Below are 24,071 nucleotides of genomic sequence, written 5' to 3'. Positions count from 1 at the left end.
TTTACCTTCCGGGGCTCTGTCACCAGGACGGATTGCAAATAATGTTGGCACGAAACAGTCAAGACGTGGCGCTGGACGCTCGGGATGTGGTGATCCGCCTTTCGGGCATCTCGAAATATTTCTCGGTTGTCGCGGCACTGGCCGATGTCAGTGTGGAATTCCGCGCCGGCGAAGTGCATGCCCTTCTCGGCGAGAACGGCGCCGGAAAATCGACCCTGATGAACATCATTTCCGGAACGCTGCAGCCGACCGAGGGAGAGATTCACTTCGAAGGCCGCGCCGTACAGCAAATGACCCCGGAAATCGCCAAGTCCCACGGGATTGGCATCTGCTTCCAGCATCCTGCCATTCTGGACGATCTGTCGATCCTGGAAAACCTGCGCGTGGCCTTGCCAGCCTCGGTGTTTGCGGGCGCAAAGCCCGACGATGTGGGCCGGCGCGTGCTTGCCAAGGTCGGCCTGCATCTCCCTCTTGGCATGCGCGCCGACGGTCTGACTGTTGCGCAGAAGCATTTGCTGGAGATCGCCAAGGCGCTGGCGCTCGAGCCGAAGGTGCTGATCCTGGACGAACCCACCGCCTCGCTCGACCAGGATTCGACCGACATGCTGTTTGCCCGCATCCGCGAGGTGGCGGCCGCTGGCACATCGGTCATCTACATCACCCACCGCCTGGCCGAACTTCGCCAGATCGCCGATCGGGTCACCGTGCTTCGGGATGGTCGCGTGCGCGGCTCCGCCGTCATCGGCGAGATCAGCGATTCCGACCTGGTCGGCCTGATCGTCGGGCGTACTCTGGAATCGGCCTTCCCGCCGAAAGCGTCATCAGCCGATACGGAGACCGGTCTGTCCGTGGTGGGCATCACCAACAGGGACCTGAAGAACATCAGCTTCGACGTGCCGCGCGGGCAGATCGTGGGGATCGCCGGTGTCGCCGGCAACGGTCAGCCGGAACTGATGCGGGTTCTTGCAGGGCTGAGGCCTGCCGAGGGGCAGATCGTCTTACGCGGGCGCGCACTCGCCCAACCGGAACTCCTCCATGAGGCGGCCTTCATGCCGTCGGATCGCCACGTCGAAGGTGTCGCCGGCAGTTTGACCGTTCGGGAAAACGCAACTTATTCCGCGCTTGAGAAGTTCGCGGTCGGTGGCGTGATGAGCCGCAAGAAGGAACTGGCGCAGGTCGGTGCGATCTTCCGTGAGCTGGCGGTCAAGACGCCCGGGATCGAAGCGCCGATTTTTGCGCTGTCGGGCGGCAACCAGCAAAAAGTGGTCATGGCCCGCGCACTTTTGTCCGAGCCGGGACTGATCATTGCGGACGAACCGACGCAAGGGGTGGATGTCGGAGCCCGGTTTGAAATCTACCGAATTCTGCGCGAAGTCTCGGAGGCAGGGACGCCGGTTGTGGTGAACTCCTCCGATGCCGTGGAGCTCGAAGGGCTGTGCGACAAGGTCGTCGTGCTGTCGCGCGGGCATGTGGTCGAGATCCTCGAAGGTGACGACGTCACCGAAGAACGAATAGTCGCTGCTGCCGTTGGAGCGGAGACGCATGGCGACAGCAGTTTGACTGTGGCACAGCCGAGTACCGGCAGCCGATGGCGCGACCTTCTGCGGTCGGACAATGCTCCGGCGGTCCCGCTTGCCATCGTGACCGTGCTCCTTGGGCTCTATGTCTATGGCCAGAACGAGAACTTCTTCTCTGTCTACAACATCTACAACATCCTGCTTTTGGCGACCGCACTCGGCTTTATTGCGATGGGCCAGACAGTGGCGCTGCTGATGGGCGGGATCGATCTTTCGGTCGGTCCTCTCGCCGGATTTCTGGTCGTGGTCGCGTCATTCTTCATTACCGACGACAATTCCACTGCGATGATGGCGGTCGGCTTCCTCCTGATGTTTGCCGGCGCCTTTGTGACCGGGGCTATCAACGGTGTGCTGATCCGATTTGCGAATTTCACCCCGATTGCCGCGACGCTCGCCATGTATATCGCGATCCAGGGCTGCAGCTTCCTGCTGCGCGACAATCCGGATGGCTATATCAGCGCGACGGTCACCGACTGGGTCAACTGGCAATTGGGTCCTTTCCCGGTCGCCTTTCTGGTACTGGTTGTTGCAGCGGTCGGCGCCGAAACGCTGTTGCGCCGGACACGTGCAGGCTGGCGTTTGCGGGCGGTCGGATCCGATGAACAATCTGCGCGCCGGGCCGGCATTCCTGTCGAACTCACCTTCATCGGCGGCTATATCGCCTGTTCGCTGTTGACCGCTGTCGGTGCCATCATGCTGATGACGCAGATCGGTGTCGGTGACCCGCGCCAGGGCGTGAACTACACGCTGGCCAGCATCACCGCAGTCGTTCTGGGCGGAACGAGCCTTTCGGGCGGGCGGGGAACCTTCATCGGAACCCTTCTCGGAGCCGTGCTTCTGACCGAAGTGCTGAACGCGGTGACATTCCTGGGGCTGACCCAGACCTACCAGTATCTCTTCCAGGGATTGCTGGTTGTGGTGGCAGCGCTGATCTACGCAAGCGCTGGCCGGCGGAAATCGCACTGACTTCCTGGTTCTGAACACGAGTACCTGCCGTCGAGCGGAAGAAGTCGATCTGGACCGCGCATCTTGACTGATTCCATAAATCCAGTATTCTGGATATATGGAATCAGAAGTCGGTATTCTCGCCCTTGCGGCGCTTGCTCAGCCAACCCGGCTCGAAGCTTTTCGCCTGCTTGTCAGGCATGAACCGGATGGACTGCCCGCAGGTGACATAGCGCGCGCGCTCGCGGTGCCGCAAAACACGATGTCTGCGCATCTCAACATCTTGTCACGCGCGGGTCTTGTTTCTTCGCAGCGCCAAAGCCGCGTCGTTACCTACCGTGTGGAGATGGAGACGTTACGGGAATTGGTGCTCTTCCTTCTCAAGGACTGCTGTGGCGGAAACGCAGAGCTCTGCGCGCCGCTGATTGCGGAACTCACCCCGTGCTGCCCTCCGGGAAAGGCGCTCTCATGACCGACAAGACATTCAACGTCCTGTTTCTGTGCACCGGCAACTCTGCGAGATCGATCCTCGCGGAAAGTGTTCTGCGAAAAATTGGCGCTGGGAAATTCAATGCCTACTCGGCGGGAAGCCAGCCTAAAGGCAACGTCAACCCAATGGCGCTCGATGTGCTTGTTGGCCACAAGTTTCCCACGGAGGGACTTCGGTCAAAAAGTTGGGACGAGTTTGCGGGTGCCGAGGCTCCGCAATTGGATTTTATCTTTACGGTCTGCGACAACGCTGCTGGCGAATCCTGCCCGGTCTGGCCGGGAAAACCGATGACCGCCCATTGGGGTATCGAGGATCCTGCTGCAGTGGAGGGGACCGACGCGGAAAAGCGCATCGCCTTCACCACAGCGCTTCGCTACATGAAGCTGCGTATCGCGGCTTTCGCCGCGCTGCCTTTGGAAAGCCTCGAAAGGATAAGCTTGACCGCCAAGCTTCAGGAAATCGGTCAGCTCGAAGGATCGACAAACAAAAGGCCTGACGTTGCATGACTAACCCCATCGATATCGTCATCTACCACAACCCGGACTGCGGGACCTCGCGCAACACGCTTGCGATGATCCGCAACGCCGGCATCGAACCCCATGTGGTTGAGTATCTCAAAACCCCGCCAGCGCGCGCGCTGCTTAAGCAGTTGATCGACCGGATGGGAATATCCGCGCGCGATCTTCTTCGCGAAAAGGGAACGCCATTTTCCGAACTCGGTTTGGGCGACCCTTCCTTGTCCGATGAGCAACTGGTCGATGCCATGATGGACCATCCCATCCTGATCAACCGCCCGATCGTCGTCACGCCTGCCGGTGTCAGGCTGTGCCGACCATCGGAAGCGGTGTTGGATATTCTTCCAGCTGGCCAGCAGGCTGCGTTTGCGAAGGAAGACGGCGAAATCGTCGTCGACCAAACCGGCCGTCGCGTCGTCTGACGCACGCCATTCAAGCCGAACCCGTGCGGCCCAGTCTTCATGGCAAGGCTGCGGACGATGTCTATCTGCCAAGGAGGCCGCAAATGCGTCCCGAAGAACCAACACTGCGTCTGTCGTTCCTCGACCGCTATCTGACCGTCTGGATTTTTGCCGCCATGGCACTGGGTGTGCTGCTCGGAACTGTCTTTACCGGCCTGCCCGCAGCGCTCGACAGCCTGTCCGTCGGCACCACCAATATTCCGATTGCAATCGGCCTCATCCTGATGATGTATCCGCCTCTGGCGAAAGTGCGCTTTGAGGAACTCCCTCAGGTGTTTGCCGACAAGCGGGTTCTGGCGATTTCTCTCCTGCAGAACTGGATTATCGGTCCGGTGCTGATGTTCGCGCTGGCGGTGATCTTCCTGCGGGACTATCCGGAATACATGACCGGCCTCATCCTGATCGGTCTTGCCCGCTGCATTGCAATGGTTCTCGTCTGGAACCAGCTTGCCCGGGGCGACAACCAGTATGTCGCGGGTCTCGTTGCCTTCAATTCGATTTTCCAGATCCTGTTTTTCAGCGTCTATGCGTGGTTTTTCCTGTCCGTCCTGCCTCCGCTGTTTGGTCTTGAAGGCAGTGTGATTGACGTCTCGTTCTGGACGATTGCGGAAGCGGTGTTGATCTATCTCGGTATTCCGTTCCTTGCGGGATATCTGTCGCGCCGCTTGCTGACCGCGAGCAAGGGCAGGGACTGGTACGAAAATGTCTTCCTCCCGAAGATCAGCCCTATGACCCTGGCCGCCCTTCTGTTCACGATCGTCGCCATGTTCAGCCTGAAGGGCGGAGACGTGGTCCGCCTGCCGGGCGATGTGGTGATGATCGCCATTCCGCTGACGATCTACTTTCTCATCATGTTTCTTGTCAGTTTCTGGATGGCGAGGTCGGTGGGGACGGATTATCCGCGCACGACAGCGGTTGCCTTTACTGCGGCCGGCAACAACTTCGAGCTGGCTATCGCGGTTGCCATTGCCGCGTTCGGCCTGGCGTCCCCGGTCGCATTTGCGGCCGTCATCGGCCCGCTCGTCGAGGTTCCTGTGCTGATCCTTTTGGTACAGATGGCACTGTGGATGGGCCGCAGATATTTTACCAAATCGGCAGGAAGCCCGGCCGTGTAGCGCTCCCAGCGGGCAACCAAGGACGCACGGATCCCGGCGTACTGGTTCAGGCCGGACGGCTCGCGAGATGATCGCCAGACTTGTGGCGGCGCTCCAGTCGCGCAATCCCGACGAAGGCGACAATCGCACAGGCCCCGAGCGCTGTTGTGATGGTCAGTGACCACAGCGTACCGATATGGGCCATGGCAAACGCCAGCGCAAACGGTGCGGTCGCGGACAGGATCAATCGTGCGGCCATGACCTTGCCCTGCAGCCTGCCGTAGCCAGCGCTGCCAAACAGCATCAGCGGCAGGGTGCCGGTGACGATGCTGAAAAGACCGTTGCCCAAACCGAAGACAACGGCAAACGCCATGGCGCCTGTCACCGACGGAGCGGTGAGGGTGAGGATCAATACACCCCCGGGGATCAACGTGGCGGCAATCGTTGCCAAAGCCAGCGGCGGCAGATTGCCGCCGAGCACCATATTGGCAAACCGGCTCAGCACTTGTGACGGACCAAACAGCGTGCCGACAATGGCGGCCGTGGCCCCAAGGCCAAGACCCGACAGCAGCGGCACCATATGCACCAGGATCGCCGCACTGACGAGAGATTGCAAAGAGAACCCCACCACCATCAGCTTGAACCCGAACTGCCGGACGTCCGGGCTGAGGCACCCTTCGACGACTTGCGCCGTGCCGTTCTGTTTCTGCGACTTCCCCTGGGCAAGGCCGTAGGACAGCCAGGCGTGCAGAGGCAGGCAGACGAGCAGATTGAGCCCGGCAAACACCAGGTAGACATTCTGCCAGGACAGATGGGCGTGCAGAGCCGTTGTGATGGGCCAGAAGATCGTCGAGGCGAAGCCGGCGATCAGGGTCAGATAGGTGATGCTGCGCTGGGCGGTGCGGGGGCTTGCCTGCACCAGCAGCGCAAAGGCTGCGCCATATTGTACGAGATTGGCGGCGATCTCGATCACGACCAGAGCGGCGACGAAGCCGCTCTTTCCCGGCGCATAGGCACAAGCGACCAGCGCTGCCGCAGCAATCGCGGATCCGGCCGTCATCACCCGTCCTGCGCCAAAATGATCAATGGCCCGGCCGAGCCAGGGAGCGGTCAAGCCGCCCAGAAGAAGTGCCGCCGAAAGTGCGGCAAATATCCACTCCGTCGACCAGTTCAGGTCTCGCGCCATATCGGGTGCAAGAATGCTGAAGCTGTAATAGAGAGTTCCATAGCCGATGATCTGGGTGAGGCCCAGGGCAAGGATAGTGCCGATCGGCGGCCGCTCGCTCATATCGACTTCAGATCCACGCGCTGTTCGAGCTTTGCGGCCTCTTCCTTCCTCTCGCTATAGCGGTCTGTCAGATAGTCGGACGCATCCCGGGTCAGCAATGTGAATTTGACCAGTTCCTCGCAGACATCGACGACGCGATCGTAGTAGGCCGAGGGTTTCATGCGGCCATCCGTGTCGAACTCCTGCCATGCCTTGGCAACCGACGACTGGTTCGGAATGGTGATCATCCGCATCCAGCGACCGAGAATGCGCAACTGATTGACCGCGTTGAAGGATTGCGAGCCACCGGAGACCTGCATGACGGCGAGCGTCTTGCCCTGCGTCGGTCGCACCGAACCGGTCGTGAGGGGGATCCAGTCGATCTGCGCTTTGATAATGCCGGTCATCGCACCGTGCCGCTCGGGGCTGACCCAGACATGGCCTTCCGACCAGAGAGAAAGCGCGCGCAATTCCTGAACCTTCGGATCCGTATCCGGTGCGCCATCTGGAAGGGGCAGACCTTCGGGATTGAAGATCTTCACCTCGCATCCAAGGTGCTCGAGGAGCCGTGCTGCCTCTTCCGCCAAAAGACGGCTGAACGAAATCTTCCGCAGCGATCCATAGAGGATCAGGATCCGCGGCTTGTGCTGCGAATAGGGTGGGCGAAGTGCCTCAAGGTCGGGCTGGGAAATAAGATCAAGCGAGGCGGCTGGCAGATCAGCCATTTGGATACTCCATCGAAAAAAAATGAAACGTTCGCATTTGGGGCTCCTATAACGCAGACCCTGCGAGTTCTGTAGGCCCGCAACCGGCATCAGATTGGCCCGAACAACAGTTCTCCATCAGGAAATGGGCGAGGCCGTTGAGGGTCTCGAAATTCGCGCTGTAGACGATGGAGCGTGACTCCCGCTGAGCGCTGATCAGGCCCGCATGTTCCAGTTCTTTGAGATGAAAAGAAATGTTGGAAGGCGACACGTTCACAGCGTCGGCAATCATACCCGCCGCCAGTCCGCCCGGGCCTGCGACGACGAGCTTGCGAATGACCTGCAGTCGGGTCTGCTGTGACAGTGCGCCAAACGCATCAAGGACCTGTCGCTCGTTCACCAGTTCGTTCCTTGTCCAATAGTGATCAGGCGCGGGCGCTTGCCCGGCTTTCAAAGCCCTGTAAAGGCTATAGAACAATAATTATTCAATACTTCAAGGATTATTGAAATATTGGCCGAAAACAATCTGCGTGACGAAGCCCGCGCGCTCGATCCCAGAATTCCATTCGGTCTCTCAAGCTGGTCGCAGGGTAGGGGCCGAGCTTTATAAAACCAAGGTTCGAAGCCGCAGCGAAGCTCGCGTTCCGAACGGTTGTCTTGTCGCGTGGACGCCAAACCGTTCGGACGCTTTCCAGTCAGCCTAGCGGGCTGGCGGAAATTCCAGCTTCTTTACGTCGTAGCCGAGTTCGCTCGCCTTGCGCACCATGCGGTTGAGCTTGGATTTCGATGGTACGGTTCGCGAATAGATCCACAGGTCCGACATCGACGGGTTGGCGCTGATGAACCAGGATTTATCCGGCGATTTGTAGAGCACGCGGTAGGTGAAGGTGATGAGCAGTGGATAGCGGACGCGCATCGTTGCGTTCGTCGTTCCGTAATCCTGGATCTTCCCGGTCCCATTGATCGTCTTGAGGCGACCGTTTGGAGTATCGACACGACAACCGTCTTCGACCATGACCGTGTCAGGCGTTTTGCCCTTGCGGTAGGTGGAATAACCGGCAACACAGCCGTCGGTCAGGAACATCGGGGTCCTCCCGATTTCCAGCCATGTCCCCTGGTAGTGATCCGGCCCGACTTTGACGACATCGGGAGCGGCGAGGGCCTGCGATACGACGCCGATCGCGAAAAGGCATGTGATAAAGTGCAAGCTGAGATTTCTGATAAGATTGTGCATATACTCATCCTGTCGGTTGCCGATCCCGCGTGATCTCGAGGCAACCGTACTCCCCGCGGAAGTACTCGCTGTTGCCAAACGGAACCACACATCAGCCGCATTCAGGGTCGCCGAGACATGCGCCACAGGCACAACCAGTTTGTTTGCCGGCCAACGATGTGGATCTATGGCTGCGACGGGCAAAATCAAGCGCGTTGCCACGCGCGAACAACTGCTCGGCTGGTCTCGATCCAAGGGCGCGGCTTATCGGGTTGGCCCTATCGCTTGGTAAGCAAGATTGCGGCAAAGGGCTCCGAGTTGACGTTCGTGAGAGGTTGACTTAGGAGGGGCCGCCGTGACGCTTGATGTCCTCGTCTTGCCCGCTGTCACAGCGTTGCTGCGATCAGACCTGCCTCGTGGACATCCTGTGGCCAGACCATCATAAAGCCGCGCCAGTGCAGGCGTTTGACAAGCCGGATTTTACACCATGAGTGCCCAACCCGAAGTCGCTGGTTTTTACGACGCGCGTAGCGGCAGCATCCAGTATGTCGTAAGCTGCAAGGCCACGAAGAAATGCGCCATCATCGATCCGGTTCTCGACTACGACGAGAAATCCGGAAGCACGGCCACGCGTCACGCCGATGCGCTCCTTTCACATATCCAGATGCAGGGACTGGACGTCGCGTGGATCCTCGACACGCATCCCCATGCAGACCATCTCACCGCAGCAGCATACCTCAAGTCGAAGACCGGCGCGCCGACCGCGATCGGCGCCGACGTGGTCAAGGTCCAGGCGCTATGGAAGGACATCTACAATGCGCCGGCGATGCCAACCGACGGATCCCAGTGGGACCGGCTGTTTTCGGATGGCGACCGGTTCATGATCGGTGAGATCGAGGGCCGCGTCATGCATTCGCCCGGCCACACACTGGCATCGATCACGTATCTGGTCGGTGATGCGACCTTCATCCACGACACGCTGTTCATGCCCGACAGCGGTTCGGCCCGCGCCGATTTTCCCGGAGGCAGCGCTGAAGATCTGTGGTCGTCGATCGAGGCAATCCTGAACTTGCCCGACGACACCCGGCTGTTCACCGGCCACGATTATCGTCATGGCGGGCGGGAAGCGCTCTGGGAGAGCACCGTCGCGCAACAGAAGGCGCAGAACATTCACCTCCGGTCAGGGCGTGACGAGTTTATCCAGTCCCGCATCAGCCGTGACAAAACGTTGCCGTTTCCAAAACTGATGCTGCATGCCCTGCAGGTCAATCTGATGGCAGGAGAGCTGCCGCCAAAGGAGGCGAACGGCGTGAGGTACCTGAAGATCCCGATCGACGCCTTCCCTGTGGCGGCCTGGTAAGACATTTTGTCGGCGCCAAGCGCAACCTCACGAAATAGTGCGGCCGTAGGCGGTTTGATGCTTTTCAGAAGGGGATAATGTTTGCATATTGTCTCGGCAGACGACGATACAGTCGTCGGCAACCCTCGGTATAGCTTGGAGGAGCGATTACATGAAGCGGACGTGGCCTGAGGAATTTGACTTCATACTGGATGGGGCTGAGGAGGTTTCGCTGGAGGTTCCAGTGGCCCGCAAGGGAGATGTTTCGCAGGGCGAAACGGTAACGCGCCATGCTCTTAAGGTCCGTCTCACGCAACAGGATTACGAACGTGTCTGGCCGTTGGCGGAAACACGCTATCGTCTTGGCGGTAGCCGTACTGGCAAAGCGATCACGCTGATCGCCAACAATCCGCACTACCAGCAATGGCACCCGGCCGACGGAGGTTCGGACGCAGGCGATGCCGAGGGCGGCCGATCCTATGCGACCCGCTATGTGGTCGTGTTCTTCCTGCTCGACGAAGTGCGAGAGACTGCAGACGCCTGACCTCTTGAGATCGCAGCCGGCCTAGAAACCCGACTGCACATGAGAGAAAATCTCGACAACGAGAAGATTGAGTTGGCCGCCTATGAACGGGGCGGCCACTGCCAGCGCTACAAAGACAGCAACAATTTTTGGCGCAAAGCTCAGCGTGCTTTCCTGGACCTGCGTGAGAGCCTGGACAAGGCTGATAACCAGGCCGACTGCCATCGCGGTGAAAACCGCGGGCGCTGACGCAAGGAGCATTGCCCAGACAGAGATCCGCAGGATCTCCAACGCGTCTGCTTCTGTCATTTCACACCAGCATTGAATGTATATTGGGCGGCGAGACCGCGTTTCGTATCTGCCTTAATACAGATTCGGCGGTTGTCAGAGTTAAGTATTGTTAAGATGCGTAAAACGTCTGGACTGCGATAAAATAACGTACAATTTGCGTATTGAAGCAGAGACGTAATGCGGAGATGCTTAGCCGCCGCAGCTTGTATCTTGCTTGTATTACTTCTCGCTGATGTGGCGCCGGACTCGGTTCGGTCCATGAAGATACGCGATTTTATTCAATGGTGGTTGGAGGCGTTATGGACATCGGTCTGTCGGGAGAAGTTCTTCCCTTCGATGAGGGCGACGCCGCCGATCTACTGAAGGTTATGGGGCACCCCGCACGGTTCAAAGTCCTTTGTCTGGTGCAGGATCGGGAGCGCGACGTGCGTTCACTCGCAAAGGCGGTGAATCTCAGCCAATCGGCATCTCTCAACATCTGAAGATTCTCAGGGACGCGAACCTCGTCTCGGCGCGTCGACAAGCGCAGACGGTTTTCTATCGCTCTCACGAGGAAGGTGTCCGCCAGGTTCTTGACTGTATGCAAAGCATATTCTGTCCCGTCGCAGAGACTCACGATGCTGTGGCGGTTGCCTACGCTTAGACCCTACGCAATGACCTTGACGATGTCCCAGCTCTCTTCTGTCAATATCGACCGCTGTCTTGAGAATGCAATGAGCACGCTGCCGGTCATAGCAGCGCTTACATGCGGCATGAATTTTAAGGCAAAAACTCGTATTTTTGGCTCTATGCTTGACGATTGCCAGATATAGCCTCGGTCAAACGATCGCGCTGCTTAAATCAAGTTCTGCTACTATAGCATAGGGCGAACTATTAACGGTTTTTTATCCCCTGAATCCTAGATTTGTGGTGCCAGATAGGCGCCGTGGCGCCGCATACCCATGAGGGTTTTATGGCCGTGAAGATCAGGAACAGCCGCCACCTGACAGTCTAACACCTGTTCGGTAGACATCTGGGTTTTTGAGCCCCCTTGCTTGCCCCGCGATGGCTTCGAAGCACGCGCGCCGGTGATGGACTGCGTTCCCGTCAGCAACAGATCGCACTCGCTTTAGCGGGCAGACCAACCATGCCTTGTTACCAAGGGACCGCAGCAGGGGACATACATGAGTACGCAGAAATCAGCACAGGCAACGCTTAACGACCGACTGGACTTCGCTGGTCTTGGTGATCCACAGCGCAGGACACTCGCAGCATTGGCGCCCATCATTAACGGGTCGCTCGATAGCGCGCTCGATGTGTTTTACGCCAAGGTCCGTCATCACCCGGAAACCTCCAAATACTTTTCCGGTGAAAATCACATCACCCAGGCAAAAGGACGACAGGCTCGACACTGGGAAACGATTTCCTCGGCAAAGTTCGACGAAGCCTATGTTGATGAAGTCACCATGATCGGCAAAGCCCATGCAAGGCTTGGGCTTCAACCGCGCTGGTACATTGGCGGCTATGCGTTGATGATCGAGAACATCGTGCGCGCCGTCATCGATAACGAGCTTGGTAGTTTTCTGGTGCGCGGCAAACGCCAGAAGATCGGAGACGACGTAACGACCGTTGTCAAAGCGGCCCTTGTGGACATGGATTATGCGATCTCCGTCTATCTCGACGTCCTTGCGGACGAGAGAGCCAAGGCTGAAGCGGAGCAGGCGACGCTGAAAGCGGAACAAGACACAGCGCTCTCAGCCCTCGAAGGTGCGTTGAGATCTCTCTCCGGCGGTGATCTGACCCGGCCCTTGGAACAGCCCCTCGCGGTCAGTTTCGACGGGCTCAAGCATAATTTCAACGATTCCGTATCGAGCCTCAACGGTGCTCTTTCCGAGATCTCAAGCACGGTCGGCTTCGTTCTCTCTCAGTCGGCCGAAATCGCCACTGCGACCGACGAAATGGCAAAGCGCACCGAACGGCAGGCCACGGCGCTTGAAGAAACAGCGGCAGCGCTAGAGCAGATCAGTTCAATCGCGCGGCAGTCTCAAACCCGGACGACAGAAGTCCAGGCGGTCGTGACGGCCTCTGCAACAGAGGCAGCAACGTCCGGAGAAATCGTAGAGCAGGCCGTCAAGGCGATGAGCGACATTGTCGAGTCATCCAAACAAATGAACGACATCATTAGTGTCATTGACGAAATCGCGTTCCAGACGAACCTCCTCGCACTCAATGCGGGGGTCGAAGCAGCCCGTGCCGGTGACCAGGGGAAAGGCTTTGCGGTGGTGGCGCAGGAGGTGCGGGAGCTCGCGCAACGCTCAGCCCGGGCCGCCAAGGAAATCAAGGATCTCATCTCGAGATCTTCTCAGGATGTCGCGCGCGGCGTCGATCTTGTCAACACAACGGGCAAGGCATTGAGAAGCATCGGCAGACAGGTGCAGACGATCGACGAACACATGGTATCGATTGCCATGTCGTCGCGCGAACAGGCGACTGGGATAGCTGAAATCAACTCTGCCGTGGGCAGCATGGATACGATCACGCAGCAAAACGCTGCCATGGTGGAAGAGACGTCTGCGGCGACGATAAAACTCTCCAACGAGGCCGAGAGACTTTCGGAGCTTGTCGCCGGGTTCAAAACGACGCCAAGCGCGGTGGGGCAAAGCAACGGTCGGGCGCATGCGCCTGCAGCTTCGCCTGCGCGACAAATGATCAAGTCGCTTCCTGGCAAACTACAGCGGTCGAAGGCGGCCAATGAAGGCTGGTCGGAATTCTGAGCATGGCGACCCGGTACGCCACATCATGAGGGTAGTTTTGTGAAAATGCTGATCGCAATACCACTCGCACTGCTGGCTGCCGGGCTCTCCACCGCACAAGCGCTCGATAAACTGATCCTTTTGGTCAGGAGGAATCTCGAGCACCTGGACATCGGCAATACGGCGCAGTTCGATCTGAACATGCTCACGTGGTTTGCGGGTCGCCAAGGGTATAGGTCGGGATCCAAAGCAGCCGGGGCCGAATGGATAGAGATCACGGAGGTCGTCGAGTTTGTGACACGTATTGTGGACGCAAAACTAGCTGGAGGTTTTTCAGCCGCGAACCTCTCCATCGGGCGAGGTTGAGGCGAGGGAATGATGACAGACAGAACCTGCGACATGCAATATCGGGTGGATCTGCGGTTCTTGCCGTCACCGGTCGTCCTGCTGTGGCAATTCCCTAAAGCGAATAAGGGTTAGGCCGATGCTTTCGGATGAACGGGCGGCAGCCTCACTCTTTTCCAATGTGACACAAGGCGGAGATGGGCTGGACGGAATGTTGCAGACGCTGTTTCACATCTCTCCGCTTGCCTATGCCATTTCGATGGCCGGGCCAAACTCCGTTTATGTGCGGGTCAACCAGGCTTACATGGACCTCGTCGGGATGAACGAAACGGCACTGGTTGGTCGCAAACTGACAGATGTCGGCCTGATCGTCGATGGCTCAGACCGTGTTGCCAGGATCAAACTCCTTGACGACGTTGGGTATTACTCCGCGCAGTCGGGCAAGATCCGGCATCGTGACGGGCGGCTAATTTCCGTGATGATCTCCGCACGCCGGATCAAGATTGGAAACGACCTCTACGATCTCGAGGCGCTGACCGATGTCACCGAACAGACGAGCGCGCAAATCAGACAGGAAGAGGCGTTGCGAGTCGCGGCCGTCACCGATAGCCTGACCGGGCTTCCGAACCGTCTTGGGTTCGAGCAACGGATCGCTCACTTTATCGAAGATCGCGCCAACCATGAGGAGTTCGGGCTCGCAATCTTCGATCTCAACGGCTTCAAGATCGTCAATGACATGCACGGTCACCCGGTCGGGGACGAGTTGCTTGCGGTTATCGGGAAAAGGCTGTTGTCGTCCCTGAGAGCGGGCGAATTCGTCTCGCGGTTGGGCGGTGACGAGTTTGCCCTCCTGTTCCAGTCAGACATGGGAGACAGTGAAATGCAGGAGCAGAGGCTCGCCGTGATGATGGACACTGTGCTGGACGCCGTCACGATCGGAAGCAAAACGCTGCGCGTCGGTGCGGCGCTGGGTTTTGGCTTTGCAAGCGAGGTCAAGTGGTCGAGAACGGCTCTTGTCGCTCTCGTAGATCGGCGCATGTATCACGCCAAACTGACGCGGCGAAGTATTGCGATCCTCGGGCCGCCGGAGGCCTTGGCAACGGCCAACGGCTGATGCCACCCATGGCGACGTGTAAAGACCCTGCCGGTTACGAACCGGCAGGGTCTGATGTCGTGGTCTAGCGGCGGACAGCCTTGACGTCTTCCGCAGTGACCGGCGGAGCGTCGTTATGCCAGGCCTGGCGCAGGAAGGTGGCAAGTGCTGCCGCTTCTTCGTCGTTCAGGCGGTCGTTATAGCCCTGCATGCGCACGCGCATGGGACGGTCCTTGGTCGAAGGCAGTTCCGCTCCGTGCAGCATGACATCCAACAGGCCCTTTGAAGACTTCGCGGTAACCAGCGAATTTCCGTCAAGCTCCGGGAAGATTTCCGCGGCACCCTTGCCGTTGACAAAGTGGCAGCCACCGCAATTGTCGAGATAGAGGCGGGGACCGAGCGGCATATCCGCTTTGGCTTCCGTCAGCATTTTCTCGGTGTCGGTAACCTCGGCCTTTTCAGGCGCCGCCGAAGGCGTTGCCGGTGCCGTGGAACCACCAGTGCTGCCGATCTTCTTGAGGTAGGTTGCGATCGCCAGATTGTCCTCGGGCGTCATGTATTGCAGCGAATCGCGCACCACCAGCATCATCTCGCCGGTTGCCGTGGAATGCGCGTTGCGGGCAGTCGTAAGATAGGCCGCGAGCTCTTCGGTGGACCATTTCTGCGGTGCGCTTTGCGGGCCGCGCAGGTCAGGTGCCGTATAGCCGTCGATCTCGCCGCCGGTCAGGAAGGCAGCGCTGCTCTCGTCGGTACCGTCCTGCGCCATCAGCAGGTTGCGCGGGCTGTGGCAGGCGGCGCAGTGTCCGGCGCCCTGCACGAGATAGGCACCACGGTTGAACTGCTCGTCCTGCGAAACAGGTTCAAAGCCCGGCTTGCCCAGCGCCAGCCAGTTCCAGGCGCGAATGCCCCAGCGCTGGTTGAACGGGAAGGACAGTGCCGTTTCCTCGACCTTGTTGGAAACTGCAGGCACCTCGGTCATGAAATACTGGTAGAGGGCCTGGATGTCCTGTTCCGTCAGCTTGCGATAGTTTTCGTAAGGCATGGCCGGGTAGAGATGCGCACCGTCGTTGCGAACGCCGTCGTAGAGCGCCGCGCGGAAATCATCGAGCGTGTAATTGCCGATGCCGGTTTCCTTGTCCGGTGTGATGTTGGTGGCCCAGATCGTGCCCATCGGGCTGTGGATCGGCCGGCCGCCGGCGAAGGGCTTGCCGCCCTCCGCGGTGTGACAGGCCATGCAGTCACCGGCCCGCATGGCGTATTCGCCACTGCCTGCCGGTGCTTTGTAATCAGCCGGGAGCTGGGCAACCGCGGCAGTGCGCTGGACCGGCACGAAGATGAAGGCGAGAAGGCCGACGACGCCGAGAACGGCGAGGATGAGAATGACGCGAAGAAAGGTTTTCATCGTTGCGCTCCTCACACCAGGGGCCGTGGATTGGACAGGTACTGCGTCCGGATCGCATGCGCCGCCCAATAGGCCAGGCCGCCGACCATGCCGGTCGGGTTGTACTGGGTGTTCTGCGGGAAGGCGCCGGCGCCCATCACGAAGATGTTGTGCTTGTCCCAGGCCTGCAGATACCGGTTGATTGCCGATGTCTTCGGATTGTCACCCATCACAGTGCCGCCGACATTGTGCGTCGTCTGGTAAGGACGCACGTCGTACATGGCGCCGTCCTTCTTGAAGCCTTCCTGCATTGAGGTCGGGTTCATCGACTTGGCGATCGGCTCCATCTTCGACTTCATGAACTGGGTCATGCGGATGTCGTTCGGCTGCCAGTTGAACGTCATGCGCATCAGCGGACGACCGTGGCGATCCTTGTAGGTCGGGTCGAGGTCGAGATAGTTGCCGCGATAGGACATGTGCGAACCGTGCGAGCCGATCGACATCGAGTGGCCGTACCACTCGCCGATGCCCTTCTTCCAGCCGGCACCCCAGGTCGGCGTGCCCGCGGGGAGCGCCATGGAGCGGATCGGCTGACCGTTGGACTGGCCGGCACGCCAGTAGGCGCCGCCGATAAAGCCTTCACGACCGAAGTCGATATTGTCCATGCCGAAATCATCGATCGACATGCCGTTGGCACCGGTGCCGATGAACGGATTGAACACCTCGTCCTTGAAGAACATCGTGTAGCCGCCGTTCATCTGGTAGGCATAGCTGCGACCGGTGACGCCTTCGTTCGTTGCGGGATCAAACGGCTGACCGATGCCCGAGAGCAGCATCAGATGGACGTTGTGCAACTGGTAGGCGGCCAGGATTACCAGATCCGCGGGCTGGAACACCTCTTCGCCGGCCTTTTCGTCAAAATAGGTCACGCCGGTCGCGGTTTTGCCGTCGGGCGCCATTTCGATTTTCAACACTTCCGCATGGGTGCGGTATTCGAAGTTCGGCTTGCGCTTCAACGCGTCGAGAATCGCCGTCTGCGGCGAGGATTTCGAATAGTTGTAGCAGCCGTAGCGCTCGCAGAAACCGCAGTGGTTGCAAGGGCCCATCTGCATTCCGTATTCGTTGACATAGGCCTGCGAGGCAATGCCGCCCGGGCTTGGGAACGGGTGACAGCCGGCAGCTTTCGCGGCTTCGGCAAATTTGGCTCCGTCCCAGGTCACCGGCATAGGCGGCATCGGGTATTCGCGCGAGCGCGGTGCCTCGAACGGATTGCCGCCCTCGATTTTCTTGCCATTGAGATTGCCGGCCTTGCCGGAAATCCCCGCGACATGCTCGAACCGATCGAAAAACGGCTCCAGCTCTTCGTAGCTGACGGGGTAATCCTGCAGGTTCATGTCTTCCGGAATGATGCCGGCGCCCCAGCGCTCTTCCACATGCGAGCGCAGACGGTATTCCGAGAGCTGCGGACGCCAGTTCAGGCCGTTCCAGTGCGTCCCTGCACCGCCGACACCGATGCCCGGCAGGAACGAGCCGAGGCTGCGATAGGGCAGGGCAGCTTCATCGACGTTGCGACGGATCGTCAGGGTCGAATTGCGCGGCTTTTGCATCATGCCGAGACGAACGCCGTATTTCAGCTCGTCGATCATGTTCGGATACTGAAAGTCCGGAACGGTGTTCTGGTCATGGCCGCGTTCGAGCGCAACGATCTCCAGACCCTCGTTGGCGAGTTCCATGCCGAGGATCGAGCCGGTCCAGCCGAGACCGACGATGACGACGTCCTTCTTCTTTGCAGTGCGTGCCATCGTTATGCCCTCTCACCGGAAATCGAAACGGGACCGAGCGGGTAGGCGACGTTGTGCTTCAACACCCACTCCTTGTAGCTGCCGCGGGCACCTGGGAAACCGATATATTTCCAGGCCTGCATGCCGTGATTGCCGCCATACATCGGGTCTGCGAAGTAGCCCTCCTTGGTGTTCTGCAAGAGGATCGTGAAGAAGTCGCGCAGTTCGGGCTTGATCTTCATCTCGTCTTTCTGGAGCGAGGTCAGGGCCTTGTCCTGGGTTGCGGCGTCAAGCTCGGCAAATATCTTGCCGTGCGTCTGCTGACACCATGCGTCGAACACCGGGATACCCTGCTGATAGATTTGCAGCGGCGTCAAAGGCGATTGCCAGCCGCGGAACGGATGGGCTGCGGCATCGTGCGGACCTTCCATGTACCAGTCTGCCGCCTCACCGAATCCACCGGCCAGTTCCTTGTCGATAAAGACGGGGACGCGGGCCTCGATGGCACCGGGACCTTCGCCTTCGGAGGGAATGAGCCGCGCCGTGGCAGCCATAACGAAGGCCCACTCAGTGGGCTTGAGACAGACCGGCTGGTATTCTTCGATCGGTGGCGGGGCCGGCGGGGTCTCCGCCTTCGCCTGCATCACCACGCCGACGACGGCTGCACTTGCCGCCGAAGCTTTCAAAAAGCTACGGCGGGACGGTAACCCCGGGACATCTCTCATTGTATCGCTCCTTGGTGTCCCGACAGGGGGCCGGAACCGAATAGGCTGGAAACGTGAGGCACCCGTCGCTGCGACATATGGCCTCATTCGTTGCTGACCTTTAAACCCGCAAGGTTTGAGTATGCAATGCTTATGAGGTACGATTTATGAGAAAAATTTTGCGCTAATTAGCGATGCTGCCATGCGTGCGCACAAATGCCTACCTCTGCGGGAAGTTCGTGGCTTGCTCGACTTCATCGAGTATTATTATCAATTGTCAATTTGCCGGCGGATCGCTCTCGGCATTCGAAATTCGGGTGGCGGGATCCGCAGGACCGGTCCGATCAAAAAGGCGGGAGGGACACGGCCGGTTGCCGACGTCAGTGGATTGTCGGTGTTTTGCCGGAATACGCGTCCTGGAGGATCACGATCAGCCGCGAGGCAATAGCCCGTATTTCAGCTTGCTCCAATATCGAGAGATCGGCCTCGCTGCGAGCAAGAGTTTCCAGCGCTGCCGTCGTGTCGTTGACCATCCGGGCGACACCCATCCGGCTGAGCGGGCTGAGGCGCCAGTTCAGATGCCGGATGATACCGGCGAGATCGCCAAGCCGCTGAGCGCTGAAACGCATGTTCCTATCCCGTACTCACTACAATTCAGGACAAGGATGAGCGCTAACCCGTCAAAATTTGGTTACAGCGACTTGGTTACCGCGACGGCGCCAGTACGACCGGAAACGGACGCTTAACGACGCAGGCTCTAATAATCCTTCATTAGTTAGTTGCCTCTAAAATTCGGGTATCAGACCGTCGCGGTCGTGCCGTTGCTTCAGATGGAGGGGGTTCGTGATGAAATTCGAAGTTTGCCTGGTTACCGAAAGTGCTCTCCCATGACTGTAAAGTCTTCTGTCAGCACCCTTTCGGACCTCAACGAGATCGCCGTTCTGCGCAACAAGGCACGCGCAATCGACCGTGCGCAAGCGGTCATCGAATTCGATCTAACCGGCACGGTAAAGAACGCTAACGAGAACTTCCTTTCCCTCATGGGCTATTCGCTGGCCGAGGTGCGTGGCCGGCATCACTCGATGTTCTGCGAGCCGGAGATCGTGGAAGCTCCCGAATATGCCGCGTTTTGGAATGATCTGGCGGAGGGCAAGCTCCACGACGGTGAGTTCAAGCGCATCGGACGCGGCGGACGCGAGGTCTGGATACGGGCGAGCTACAATCCGATCCTCGACGACAACGGCGTGATCGTTGGCGTGGTCAAGTACGCGATGGATGTCACAGCGACCAAGTCGGTAGAGGCGGAACTCCTGGGAAAAGTAGCGGCGATCGACCGCGCAATGGCCGTGATCGAATTCGACCTCGAAGGCCACGTCCTCGCAGTGAACGAAAATTTCCTCACCCTGATGGGATTCGCTCGGGAAGAGGTCATCGGTCAGCATCACCGGATGCTGTGCGGAGACGACCAAACCCGAACACCCGCCTACAAGGCATTCTGGCAGAGGTTGGGGCGCGGCGACTATGAGAGCGGAGAGTACAGTCGTCTCGCCAAGGGCGGAAAGGATGTCTGGATCCAGGCGACCTACAATCCCATCTTCGATCTCAACGGCAACCCCTGCAAGGTGGTCAAGTATGCCTATGACGTGACTGCCAGCAAGATCCGGAACGCCGAGTTCGAAGGCAAGGTCAACGCGATCGGCCGGGCCCAGGCCGTCATCGAGTTCGACTTGCACGGCAATATCCTTGACGCGAACGAGAATTTTCTTGCCGCCGTCGGCTACTCACTGGAAGAAGTCCGGGGCAAGCATCACCGGATGTTCTGTGACCCTGCCTTCACGCAGACAGCGGAATACGCTTCCTTCTGGGACCGGCTGGGACGTGGCCAGTTCGAAGGAGGGGAATACCGACGCCTCACCAGAAGCGGTAACGACATATGGCTTCAGGCGACTTACAATCCGATCCTCGACCTCGCAGGCCGCCCGATCAAGATCGTAAAGTTCGCCTCTGACATCACGCAGGCGAAACTGCGCAACATCGAGTTCGAGGGAAGGGTCGACGCGATCTCGCGCGGGCAGGCAGTCGTCGAATTCGATCTCGACGGACATGTCGTTTCCGCCAACGAGAACTTCCTACGGGTCATGGGATACTCGCTTCGCGAAATCACGGGGCAACACCACAGCATGTTCTGCAGCCAGGATTACATCGTCTCGGAAGACTACCGGGATTTCTGGCTGCGTCTCAACAAGGGAGAATTCTTTTCGGGGCGTTTTGCCCGCGTCGGAAAGTATTGCCGGGAAGTGCACATTCAGGGGATCTACAGCCCGATCGTCAATCTGCGGGGCGAGACGGTGCGCGTGGTGAAGTATGCCAGCGACATCACCGATCAGGTCAAGCTCGAGCATGACATCCGTTCGAAATCTCAGCAAATGACCAGCATTGTCGGAGAACTGTCCGGATCGATCGCGGAAATCACCGCTAACACCCGCACGGCCACCACGCTTGCATCCGAGACGCAGGGCAATGCGGAACAGGGTTCAGAAGCGCTGGGCAGCGCGATCGCGGCAATCGATCTCATCCAGAAGTCCTCCACGGAAATCTCCGATATCGTCAAGGTGATTGGCGAGATCGCCAGTCAGACCAACCTTCTCGCCTTCAACGCGGCAATCGAAGCCGCACGGGCTGGGGAACATGGGGTCGGGTTCTCGGTCGTCGCGGGCGAGGTCAGGAAGCTCGCCGAGAGAAGTTCGGAAGCTGCGCACGAGATATCCAAGCTCATCCAGGAATCGACCATGCGCGTCAACCAGGGAACGGACCGGTCCCAGCATGCGAGACTAGCTTTCGAACGGATCGTCGGCAGCGTGAACAAGACCGGCGAGTCCATCCGGGAGATTGCGCAATCGACGGATGCTCAGCAGCGTGTCTCAAGGAATGTTGTCGAGCTCATCAATGACCTGACGTCATCGACGGCGCAACAGCGCAAAGTGGGTTAACCCATGAACCAGATGGTCAGATCTCTCGCGATGCCGGAAGTGCTGAGAGGCAGTCGCCCTGCAACGCAGCAGTTCGGCCTCCTGCGCATTGGCGAGGCGATGCTTGCCATCAGTGTCGAGAATATCCGAGAAGTCGTTCCGGCGCCCGGTGGGCTATCGAATGCAGGCATCGCGGCAACCGGCTTGTGCGGGTTGTTCGAATTGAGAGGCAGCACCATCCCGGTTATGGATATCCGACCGATGCTCGGCCTGCCGGCGACGGAGGCCTACGGCGCCGTGATTCTGGTCCTGCGGGTAAGACAGAGGCTGATATGCATTTTTGCTGACGAAGTGCGGGGCATCGCGACAGAAGACGTCGCGGCACTCGATGAACTGGGCGTGTCGCGACCCGCCGTACGGGGACCTTTGGTCACGCATTCATTCTTCCACAGCGGAAAGGTAATCTCGGTCCTGGCAGCGGAGCGCATCTTGGCGTTGCCGGGAATTCCGTCGGTGCAAGAGCCAGTCGTGAAGGCGGTCGCAAAGACGAGCTCGAATGCGAAGCCGCTTCTGCTGTTCACGTGCGGCGCGTTTTCTTTCGGCGTTGCGGCCGGGGTGGTCGAGGCCACCGCGCCGACCGCGCAGTTGAAGGATTCGCCGATGAAGACGGAGACCTGCCTCGGTGTCATCGATCATCATGGCACCCAGGTGCCGGTTCTTGATACGCTTCGGGTGCTTGGCATGGGCGTCCTGTCGGAACGCAAGCAGTCGTCCGTCCTCGTCCTGCGTTACCCCGACGACCGGCTGCTGGGCTTTGCGCTCGATACCGTCGTCGATATACGGCCGATACCGTTGGACGACATTATGGCGATGCCTGATAATGCCGTAGAGACCGGGTCTGTTCTCAGCGGTGTCTATTCCGTCGACGGACGGACATTGTTTCTCGTCCTCGACGAGCGGACAATGATGAGTGACGATGTCCTGCTGATGTTTTCGCGACTTTCATCCACCAAGCGCAAGACAGCGGCGGCCGGTCGAGCGCCGGGGCAGCGCGGAGACGCGTTGCTGCCATACTTGGTCTTCAGAGCAGGGGGAGACATGGCAGCGCCGGTTGCCGATGTCCGGGAGATCGTCGAGATGCCGGAAGACTACGTTTCGTTGAACAATGTCGGACGCGGCACGATGGGCCTGTTTGTCCACCGTGGCACAGCTATCCCTCTCATCTCCCTTGCCAGACGGCTCCGGTTGCCTGCAGTTCCTCCCGGCCAAGAAAGTCGCGTTCTGCTCGTGTCGGACGGCCTCAAGACGACTGGCCTGGTGGTCGACAGTCTGGCACGGATCGAAATGGCCTCGAAATGTGCGACAGGACCGGACGCTACGGACTCCAGCGGGTTCGAGCATCGGATCCTGGGAGACTTCATGGTTCGGTCAGCGGACGGGCGGCTCCTCCCATATATCGACCTCAGAAAAGCTCTCGCTTGAAAGAGCCCGACTGTTGGTTGCAAAATCCAAGGTTGAGTCTTTACCTTTTGTTAACGCTGAGACGCCAAAACTCGTGTTGACGATCTTCCAACGGATTCTGATATGCCCGTCAGCGCGCTTTCCATTCTTGATCCAAACGCTCTCGACGACTATTGCGACCTGCGTTCGGTGCCGAAGCACCGTCATTTCGGAAAAAACGACATCGTTGACCGCCTGCGGTTGGCGGTTCCCTTTGACTACATCTCCATCAGCGGTCTCGACGTCGACCACTACAGGTTCGGTCAGGGTTTTTCGATCGACACCGACATGCCTCCTGCATTCCTCGACGCCTATGACGCGGATCGCCTCTATCTGACCGACCCGTTCGTCCTAGCCGCGAAGGCCTCGAACGTGATCGTGGTCGAGAGCGAGGTCTACGCGGAAACTCCGCCGCCGCAGAGGCTCGTTTACCTCCAACGAACCTTCGGCCTGCACAACCGAACGCTTATCCCGATCCTCAGGAACGATGTCATTTACGGAGCGATCTGTTTTTCCCGCTCGACACCGTTTGACGAAAAGGAGTTGATCTTCCTTTCGCTGGTAGCGGAATCCATTCACACGGCTGTCACCAAGCCGCTGATGGATCGCTTCGCTGCCCACCAGCTTCGGCTTTCCAAGGGTGAAATTGCCTGCCTGACCCAGGCCAGTCTCGGGCTGACGAGCGAGGCGATTGCGGTCGCGACTGGATACCAGAACGATACGGTCAACAGTTACATAAAGTCGGCCGTGAAGAAGATCGGCGCGACCAACCGAACGCAGGCCATTGCCGAAGCTATACGCCGCCGGCTCATCGCCTGATCGCATCGCCCTAGCTAAAAAGCGATCTGCCAAAGGGGGCGGTCATCTTTTCGACCGTAAGCGCCTGAGGCAACAGCAAAGAAGTAAGAATTGAGCGCTACGTCTCGTAACGTCTCTTTCTACTCCAATTCTCATTTCAAGATTCACCTAATATAAATGCCTCCGCCCTAGAATTAAGGCGTCCACAGCGTTGAACACGCAATCGGCATGACGCCGATCTGGGAGGAGCGCGCGGTGTATTCCACCACGCATGCCCCGATGGGACGCTGGCCAATAGGTACCCCCCGTTTTGACAGCTTGTCGCGCGCGCCGCGAGTCTACTTCGTAT

23 protein-coding genes are annotated in these 24,071 nt (G+C 58.9%); 14 read left to right on the top strand and 9 right to left on the bottom strand.

Going from position 1 to position 24,071, the window contains the following annotated elements; all coding sequences use genetic code 11:
- Nucleotides 1-41: 41 nt before the first annotated feature.
- The 5 genes from IFT59_RS14915 to arsB all read left to right on the top strand — a co-directional run bounded on the left by IFT59_RS14915 (nucleotide 42) and on the right by arsB (nucleotide 5,103).
- Nucleotides 42-2,543: an ATP-binding cassette domain-containing protein gene (locus tag IFT59_RS14915; RefSeq protein ID WP_192087362.1), complete on the top strand. Its 2,502-nt coding sequence runs from the start codon at nucleotides 42-44 to the stop codon at nucleotides 2,541-2,543.
- A 97-nt stretch (nucleotides 2,544-2,640) separates the two neighbouring features.
- Nucleotides 2,641-2,994 carry an ArsR/SmtB family transcription factor gene (locus IFT59_RS14910; protein ID WP_192087361.1) on the top strand — a complete coding sequence of 118 codons (354 nt, stop codon included), beginning with the start codon at nucleotides 2,641-2,643 and terminating at the stop codon, nucleotides 2,992-2,994.
- On the top strand, nucleotides 2,991-3,518 hold the full coding sequence (locus IFT59_RS14905; protein ID WP_192087360.1) for an arsenate reductase ArsC: 528 nt from the start codon (nucleotides 2,991-2,993) through the stop codon (nucleotides 3,516-3,518). Before IFT59_RS14910 ends, IFT59_RS14905 begins: the two co-directional genes overlap by 4 nt.
- Nucleotides 3,515-3,949: an arsenate reductase (glutaredoxin) gene (arsC, locus tag IFT59_RS14900; RefSeq protein ID WP_062577944.1), complete on the top strand. Its 435-nt coding sequence runs from the start codon at nucleotides 3,515-3,517 to the stop codon at nucleotides 3,947-3,949. Before IFT59_RS14905 ends, arsC begins: the two co-directional genes overlap by 4 nt.
- An 83-nt stretch (nucleotides 3,950-4,032) precedes the next feature.
- Complete coding sequence (gene arsB, locus IFT59_RS14895) at nucleotides 4,033-5,103, top strand: ACR3 family arsenite efflux transporter (RefSeq protein ID WP_192087359.1); 1,071 nt, start codon at nucleotides 4,033-4,035, stop codon at nucleotides 5,101-5,103.
- Between the two features lie 46 nt (nucleotides 5,104-5,149).
- Here the strand turns inward: arsB and arsK are convergent, their stop codons facing one another.
- The 4 genes from arsK to IFT59_RS14875 all read right to left on the bottom strand — a co-directional run bounded on the left by arsK (nucleotide 5,150) and on the right by IFT59_RS14875 (nucleotide 8,287).
- On the bottom strand, nucleotides 5,150-6,370 hold the full coding sequence (gene arsK / locus IFT59_RS14890) for an arsenite efflux MFS transporter ArsK (RefSeq protein ID WP_192087358.1): 1,221 nt from the start codon (nucleotides 6,368-6,370) through the stop codon (nucleotides 5,150-5,152).
- Nucleotides 6,367-7,074: an arsenical resistance protein ArsH gene (gene arsH / locus IFT59_RS14885; RefSeq protein ID WP_062459832.1), complete on the bottom strand. Its 708-nt coding sequence runs from the start codon at nucleotides 7,072-7,074 to the stop codon at nucleotides 6,367-6,369. Before arsH ends, arsK begins: the two co-directional genes overlap by 4 nt.
- Nucleotides 7,075-7,120: 46 nt before the next feature.
- Entirely contained in the window at nucleotides 7,121-7,453 is a 333-nt protein-coding gene (locus IFT59_RS14880) for a metalloregulator ArsR/SmtB family transcription factor (protein ID WP_113111623.1), read from the bottom strand.
- 300 nt (nucleotides 7,454-7,753) lie between these two features.
- Nucleotides 7,754-8,287 (bottom strand): lipocalin family protein, encoded by a 534-nt coding sequence (locus tag IFT59_RS14875; RefSeq protein WP_192087357.1) that lies wholly within the window; start codon nucleotides 8,285-8,287, stop codon nucleotides 7,754-7,756.
- A gap of 466 nt (nucleotides 8,288-8,753) precedes the next feature.
- On the opposite strand from IFT59_RS14875, the gene IFT59_RS14870 reads away from it, so the two are divergent.
- Both IFT59_RS14870 and IFT59_RS14865 read left to right on the top strand, forming a co-directional pair.
- A complete protein-coding gene (locus tag IFT59_RS14870; RefSeq protein ID WP_174197741.1) occupies nucleotides 8,754-9,626 on the top strand; it encodes an MBL fold metallo-hydrolase in 873 nt (290 codons plus the stop codon).
- 151 nt (nucleotides 9,627-9,777) lie between these two features.
- Nucleotides 9,778-10,149, top strand: coding sequence for a hypothetical protein (locus tag IFT59_RS14865; protein ID WP_062459825.1), 372 nt, complete (start codon nucleotides 9,778-9,780; stop codon nucleotides 10,147-10,149).
- 21 nt (nucleotides 10,150-10,170) lie between these two features.
- Here the strand turns inward: IFT59_RS14865 and fliQ are convergent, their stop codons facing one another.
- Nucleotides 10,171-10,437, bottom strand: a complete 267-nt coding sequence (gene fliQ / locus IFT59_RS14860; RefSeq protein WP_062459823.1) for a flagellar biosynthesis protein FliQ — start codon at nucleotides 10,435-10,437, stop codon at nucleotides 10,171-10,173.
- Between the two features lie 281 nt (nucleotides 10,438-10,718).
- Between fliQ and IFT59_RS14855 the strand changes: the two genes are divergently transcribed.
- The 4 genes from IFT59_RS14855 to IFT59_RS14840 all read left to right on the top strand — a co-directional run bounded on the left by IFT59_RS14855 (nucleotide 10,719) and on the right by IFT59_RS14840 (nucleotide 14,610).
- Complete coding sequence (locus tag IFT59_RS14855; RefSeq protein ID WP_192087356.1) at nucleotides 10,719-10,901, top strand: ArsR/SmtB family transcription factor; 183 nt, start codon at nucleotides 10,719-10,721, stop codon at nucleotides 10,899-10,901.
- A gap of 681 nt (nucleotides 10,902-11,582) precedes the next feature.
- Nucleotides 11,583-13,172, top strand: coding sequence for a globin-coupled sensor protein (locus IFT59_RS14850; protein ID WP_192087355.1), 1,590 nt, complete (start codon nucleotides 11,583-11,585; stop codon nucleotides 13,170-13,172).
- A 39-nt stretch (nucleotides 13,173-13,211) separates the two neighbouring features.
- Nucleotides 13,212-13,517: a hypothetical protein gene (locus tag IFT59_RS14845; protein ID WP_192087354.1), complete on the top strand. Its 306-nt coding sequence runs from the start codon at nucleotides 13,212-13,214 to the stop codon at nucleotides 13,515-13,517.
- Between the two features lie 118 nt (nucleotides 13,518-13,635).
- Nucleotides 13,636-14,610, top strand: coding sequence for a GGDEF domain-containing protein (locus IFT59_RS14840; protein WP_192087353.1), 975 nt, complete (start codon nucleotides 13,636-13,638; stop codon nucleotides 14,608-14,610).
- 64 nt (nucleotides 14,611-14,674) lie between these two features.
- Here the strand turns inward: IFT59_RS14840 and IFT59_RS14835 are convergent, their stop codons facing one another.
- The 4 genes from IFT59_RS14835 to IFT59_RS14820 form a co-directional block, all read right to left on the bottom strand.
- Complete coding sequence (locus tag IFT59_RS14835) at nucleotides 14,675-15,991, bottom strand: cytochrome c (protein WP_192087352.1); 1,317 nt, start codon at nucleotides 15,989-15,991, stop codon at nucleotides 14,675-14,677.
- A gap of 11 nt (nucleotides 15,992-16,002) precedes the next feature.
- Nucleotides 16,003-17,772 carry a GMC family oxidoreductase gene (locus IFT59_RS14830; RefSeq protein ID WP_062459814.1) on the bottom strand — a complete coding sequence of 590 codons (1,770 nt, stop codon included), beginning with the start codon at nucleotides 17,770-17,772 and terminating at the stop codon, nucleotides 16,003-16,005.
- A gap of 2 nt (nucleotides 17,773-17,774) precedes the next feature.
- The gene (locus IFT59_RS14825; protein WP_062577964.1) at nucleotides 17,775-18,476 is read right to left on the bottom strand and encodes a gluconate 2-dehydrogenase subunit 3 family protein; all 702 of its coding nucleotides are present in this window, start codon (nucleotides 18,474-18,476) and stop codon (nucleotides 17,775-17,777) included.
- A 359-nt stretch (nucleotides 18,477-18,835) separates the two neighbouring features.
- Entirely contained in the window at nucleotides 18,836-19,084 is a 249-nt protein-coding gene (locus IFT59_RS14820; RefSeq protein WP_192087351.1) for a hypothetical protein, read from the bottom strand.
- Nucleotides 19,085-19,342: 258 nt separating this feature from the next.
- Here IFT59_RS14820 and IFT59_RS14815 point away from each other — a divergent pair, with 258 nt between their 5' ends.
- From IFT59_RS14815 to IFT59_RS14805, 3 genes are all read left to right on the top strand, one after another.
- The gene (locus IFT59_RS14815; RefSeq protein WP_192087350.1) at nucleotides 19,343-21,445 is read left to right on the top strand and encodes a methyl-accepting chemotaxis protein; all 2,103 of its coding nucleotides are present in this window, start codon (nucleotides 19,343-19,345) and stop codon (nucleotides 21,443-21,445) included.
- 3 nt (nucleotides 21,446-21,448) lie between these two features.
- Entirely contained in the window at nucleotides 21,449-22,906 is a 1,458-nt protein-coding gene (locus IFT59_RS14810; RefSeq protein WP_192087349.1) for a chemotaxis protein CheW, read from the top strand.
- Nucleotides 22,907-23,008: 102 nt separating this feature from the next.
- Nucleotides 23,009-23,743 (top strand): helix-turn-helix transcriptional regulator, encoded by a 735-nt coding sequence (locus IFT59_RS14805; RefSeq protein ID WP_062459805.1) that lies wholly within the window; start codon nucleotides 23,009-23,011, stop codon nucleotides 23,741-23,743.
- Nucleotides 23,744-24,071: the final 328 nt, after the last annotated feature.

Origin of the sequence: Rhizobium sp. CFBP 8752 (genome assembly GCF_014842035.1) — a bacterium.
Classification (GTDB): domain Bacteria; phylum Pseudomonadota; class Alphaproteobacteria; order Rhizobiales; family Rhizobiaceae; genus Neorhizobium; species Neorhizobium soli.
This window is presented reverse-complemented; position numbering and strand designations above follow the sequence as displayed.

Coding starts and splice junctions, on each gene's coding strand:
- IFT59_RS14915 (WP_192087362.1), top strand. CDS start 42: ATGTTGGCACGAAACAGTCAAGACGTGGCGCTGGACGCTCGGGATGTG.
- IFT59_RS14910 (WP_192087361.1), top strand. CDS start 2,641: ATGGAATCAGAAGTCGGTATTCTCGCCCTTGCGGCGCTTGCTCAGCCA.
- IFT59_RS14905 (WP_192087360.1), top strand. CDS start 2,991: ATGACCGACAAGACATTCAACGTCCTGTTTCTGTGCACCGGCAACTCT.
- arsC (WP_062577944.1), top strand. CDS start 3,515: ATGACTAACCCCATCGATATCGTCATCTACCACAACCCGGACTGCGGG.
- arsB (WP_192087359.1), top strand. CDS start 4,033: ATGCGTCCCGAAGAACCAACACTGCGTCTGTCGTTCCTCGACCGCTAT.
- arsK (WP_192087358.1), bottom strand. CDS start 6,370: ATGAGCGAGCGGCCGCCGATCGGCACTATCCTTGCCCTGGGCCTCACC.
- arsH (WP_062459832.1), bottom strand. CDS start 7,074: ATGGCTGATCTGCCAGCCGCCTCGCTTGATCTTATTTCCCAGCCCGAC.
- IFT59_RS14875 (WP_192087357.1), bottom strand. CDS start 8,287: ATGCACAATCTTATCAGAAATCTCAGCTTGCACTTTATCACATGCCTT.
- IFT59_RS14870 (WP_174197741.1), top strand. CDS start 8,754: ATGAGTGCCCAACCCGAAGTCGCTGGTTTTTACGACGCGCGTAGCGGC.
- IFT59_RS14865 (WP_062459825.1), top strand. CDS start 9,778: ATGAAGCGGACGTGGCCTGAGGAATTTGACTTCATACTGGATGGGGCT.
- fliQ (WP_062459823.1), bottom strand. CDS start 10,437: ATGACAGAAGCAGACGCGTTGGAGATCCTGCGGATCTCTGTCTGGGCA.
- IFT59_RS14855 (WP_192087356.1), top strand. CDS start 10,719: ATGGACATCGGTCTGTCGGGAGAAGTTCTTCCCTTCGATGAGGGCGAC.
- IFT59_RS14850 (WP_192087355.1), top strand. CDS start 11,583: ATGAGTACGCAGAAATCAGCACAGGCAACGCTTAACGACCGACTGGAC.
- IFT59_RS14840 (WP_192087353.1), top strand. CDS start 13,636: ATGCTTTCGGATGAACGGGCGGCAGCCTCACTCTTTTCCAATGTGACA.
- IFT59_RS14835 (WP_192087352.1), bottom strand. CDS start 15,991: ATGAAAACCTTTCTTCGCGTCATTCTCATCCTCGCCGTTCTCGGCGTC.
- IFT59_RS14830 (WP_062459814.1), bottom strand. CDS start 17,772: ATGGCACGCACTGCAAAGAAGAAGGACGTCGTCATCGTCGGTCTCGGC.
- IFT59_RS14825 (WP_062577964.1), bottom strand. CDS start 18,476: ATGAGAGATGTCCCGGGGTTACCGTCCCGCCGTAGCTTTTTGAAAGCT.
- IFT59_RS14820 (WP_192087351.1), bottom strand. CDS start 19,084: ATGCGTTTCAGCGCTCAGCGGCTTGGCGATCTCGCCGGTATCATCCGG.
- IFT59_RS14815 (WP_192087350.1), top strand. CDS start 19,343: ATGACTGTAAAGTCTTCTGTCAGCACCCTTTCGGACCTCAACGAGATC.
- IFT59_RS14810 (WP_192087349.1), top strand. CDS start 21,449: ATGAACCAGATGGTCAGATCTCTCGCGATGCCGGAAGTGCTGAGAGGC.
- IFT59_RS14805 (WP_062459805.1), top strand. CDS start 23,009: ATGCCCGTCAGCGCGCTTTCCATTCTTGATCCAAACGCTCTCGACGAC.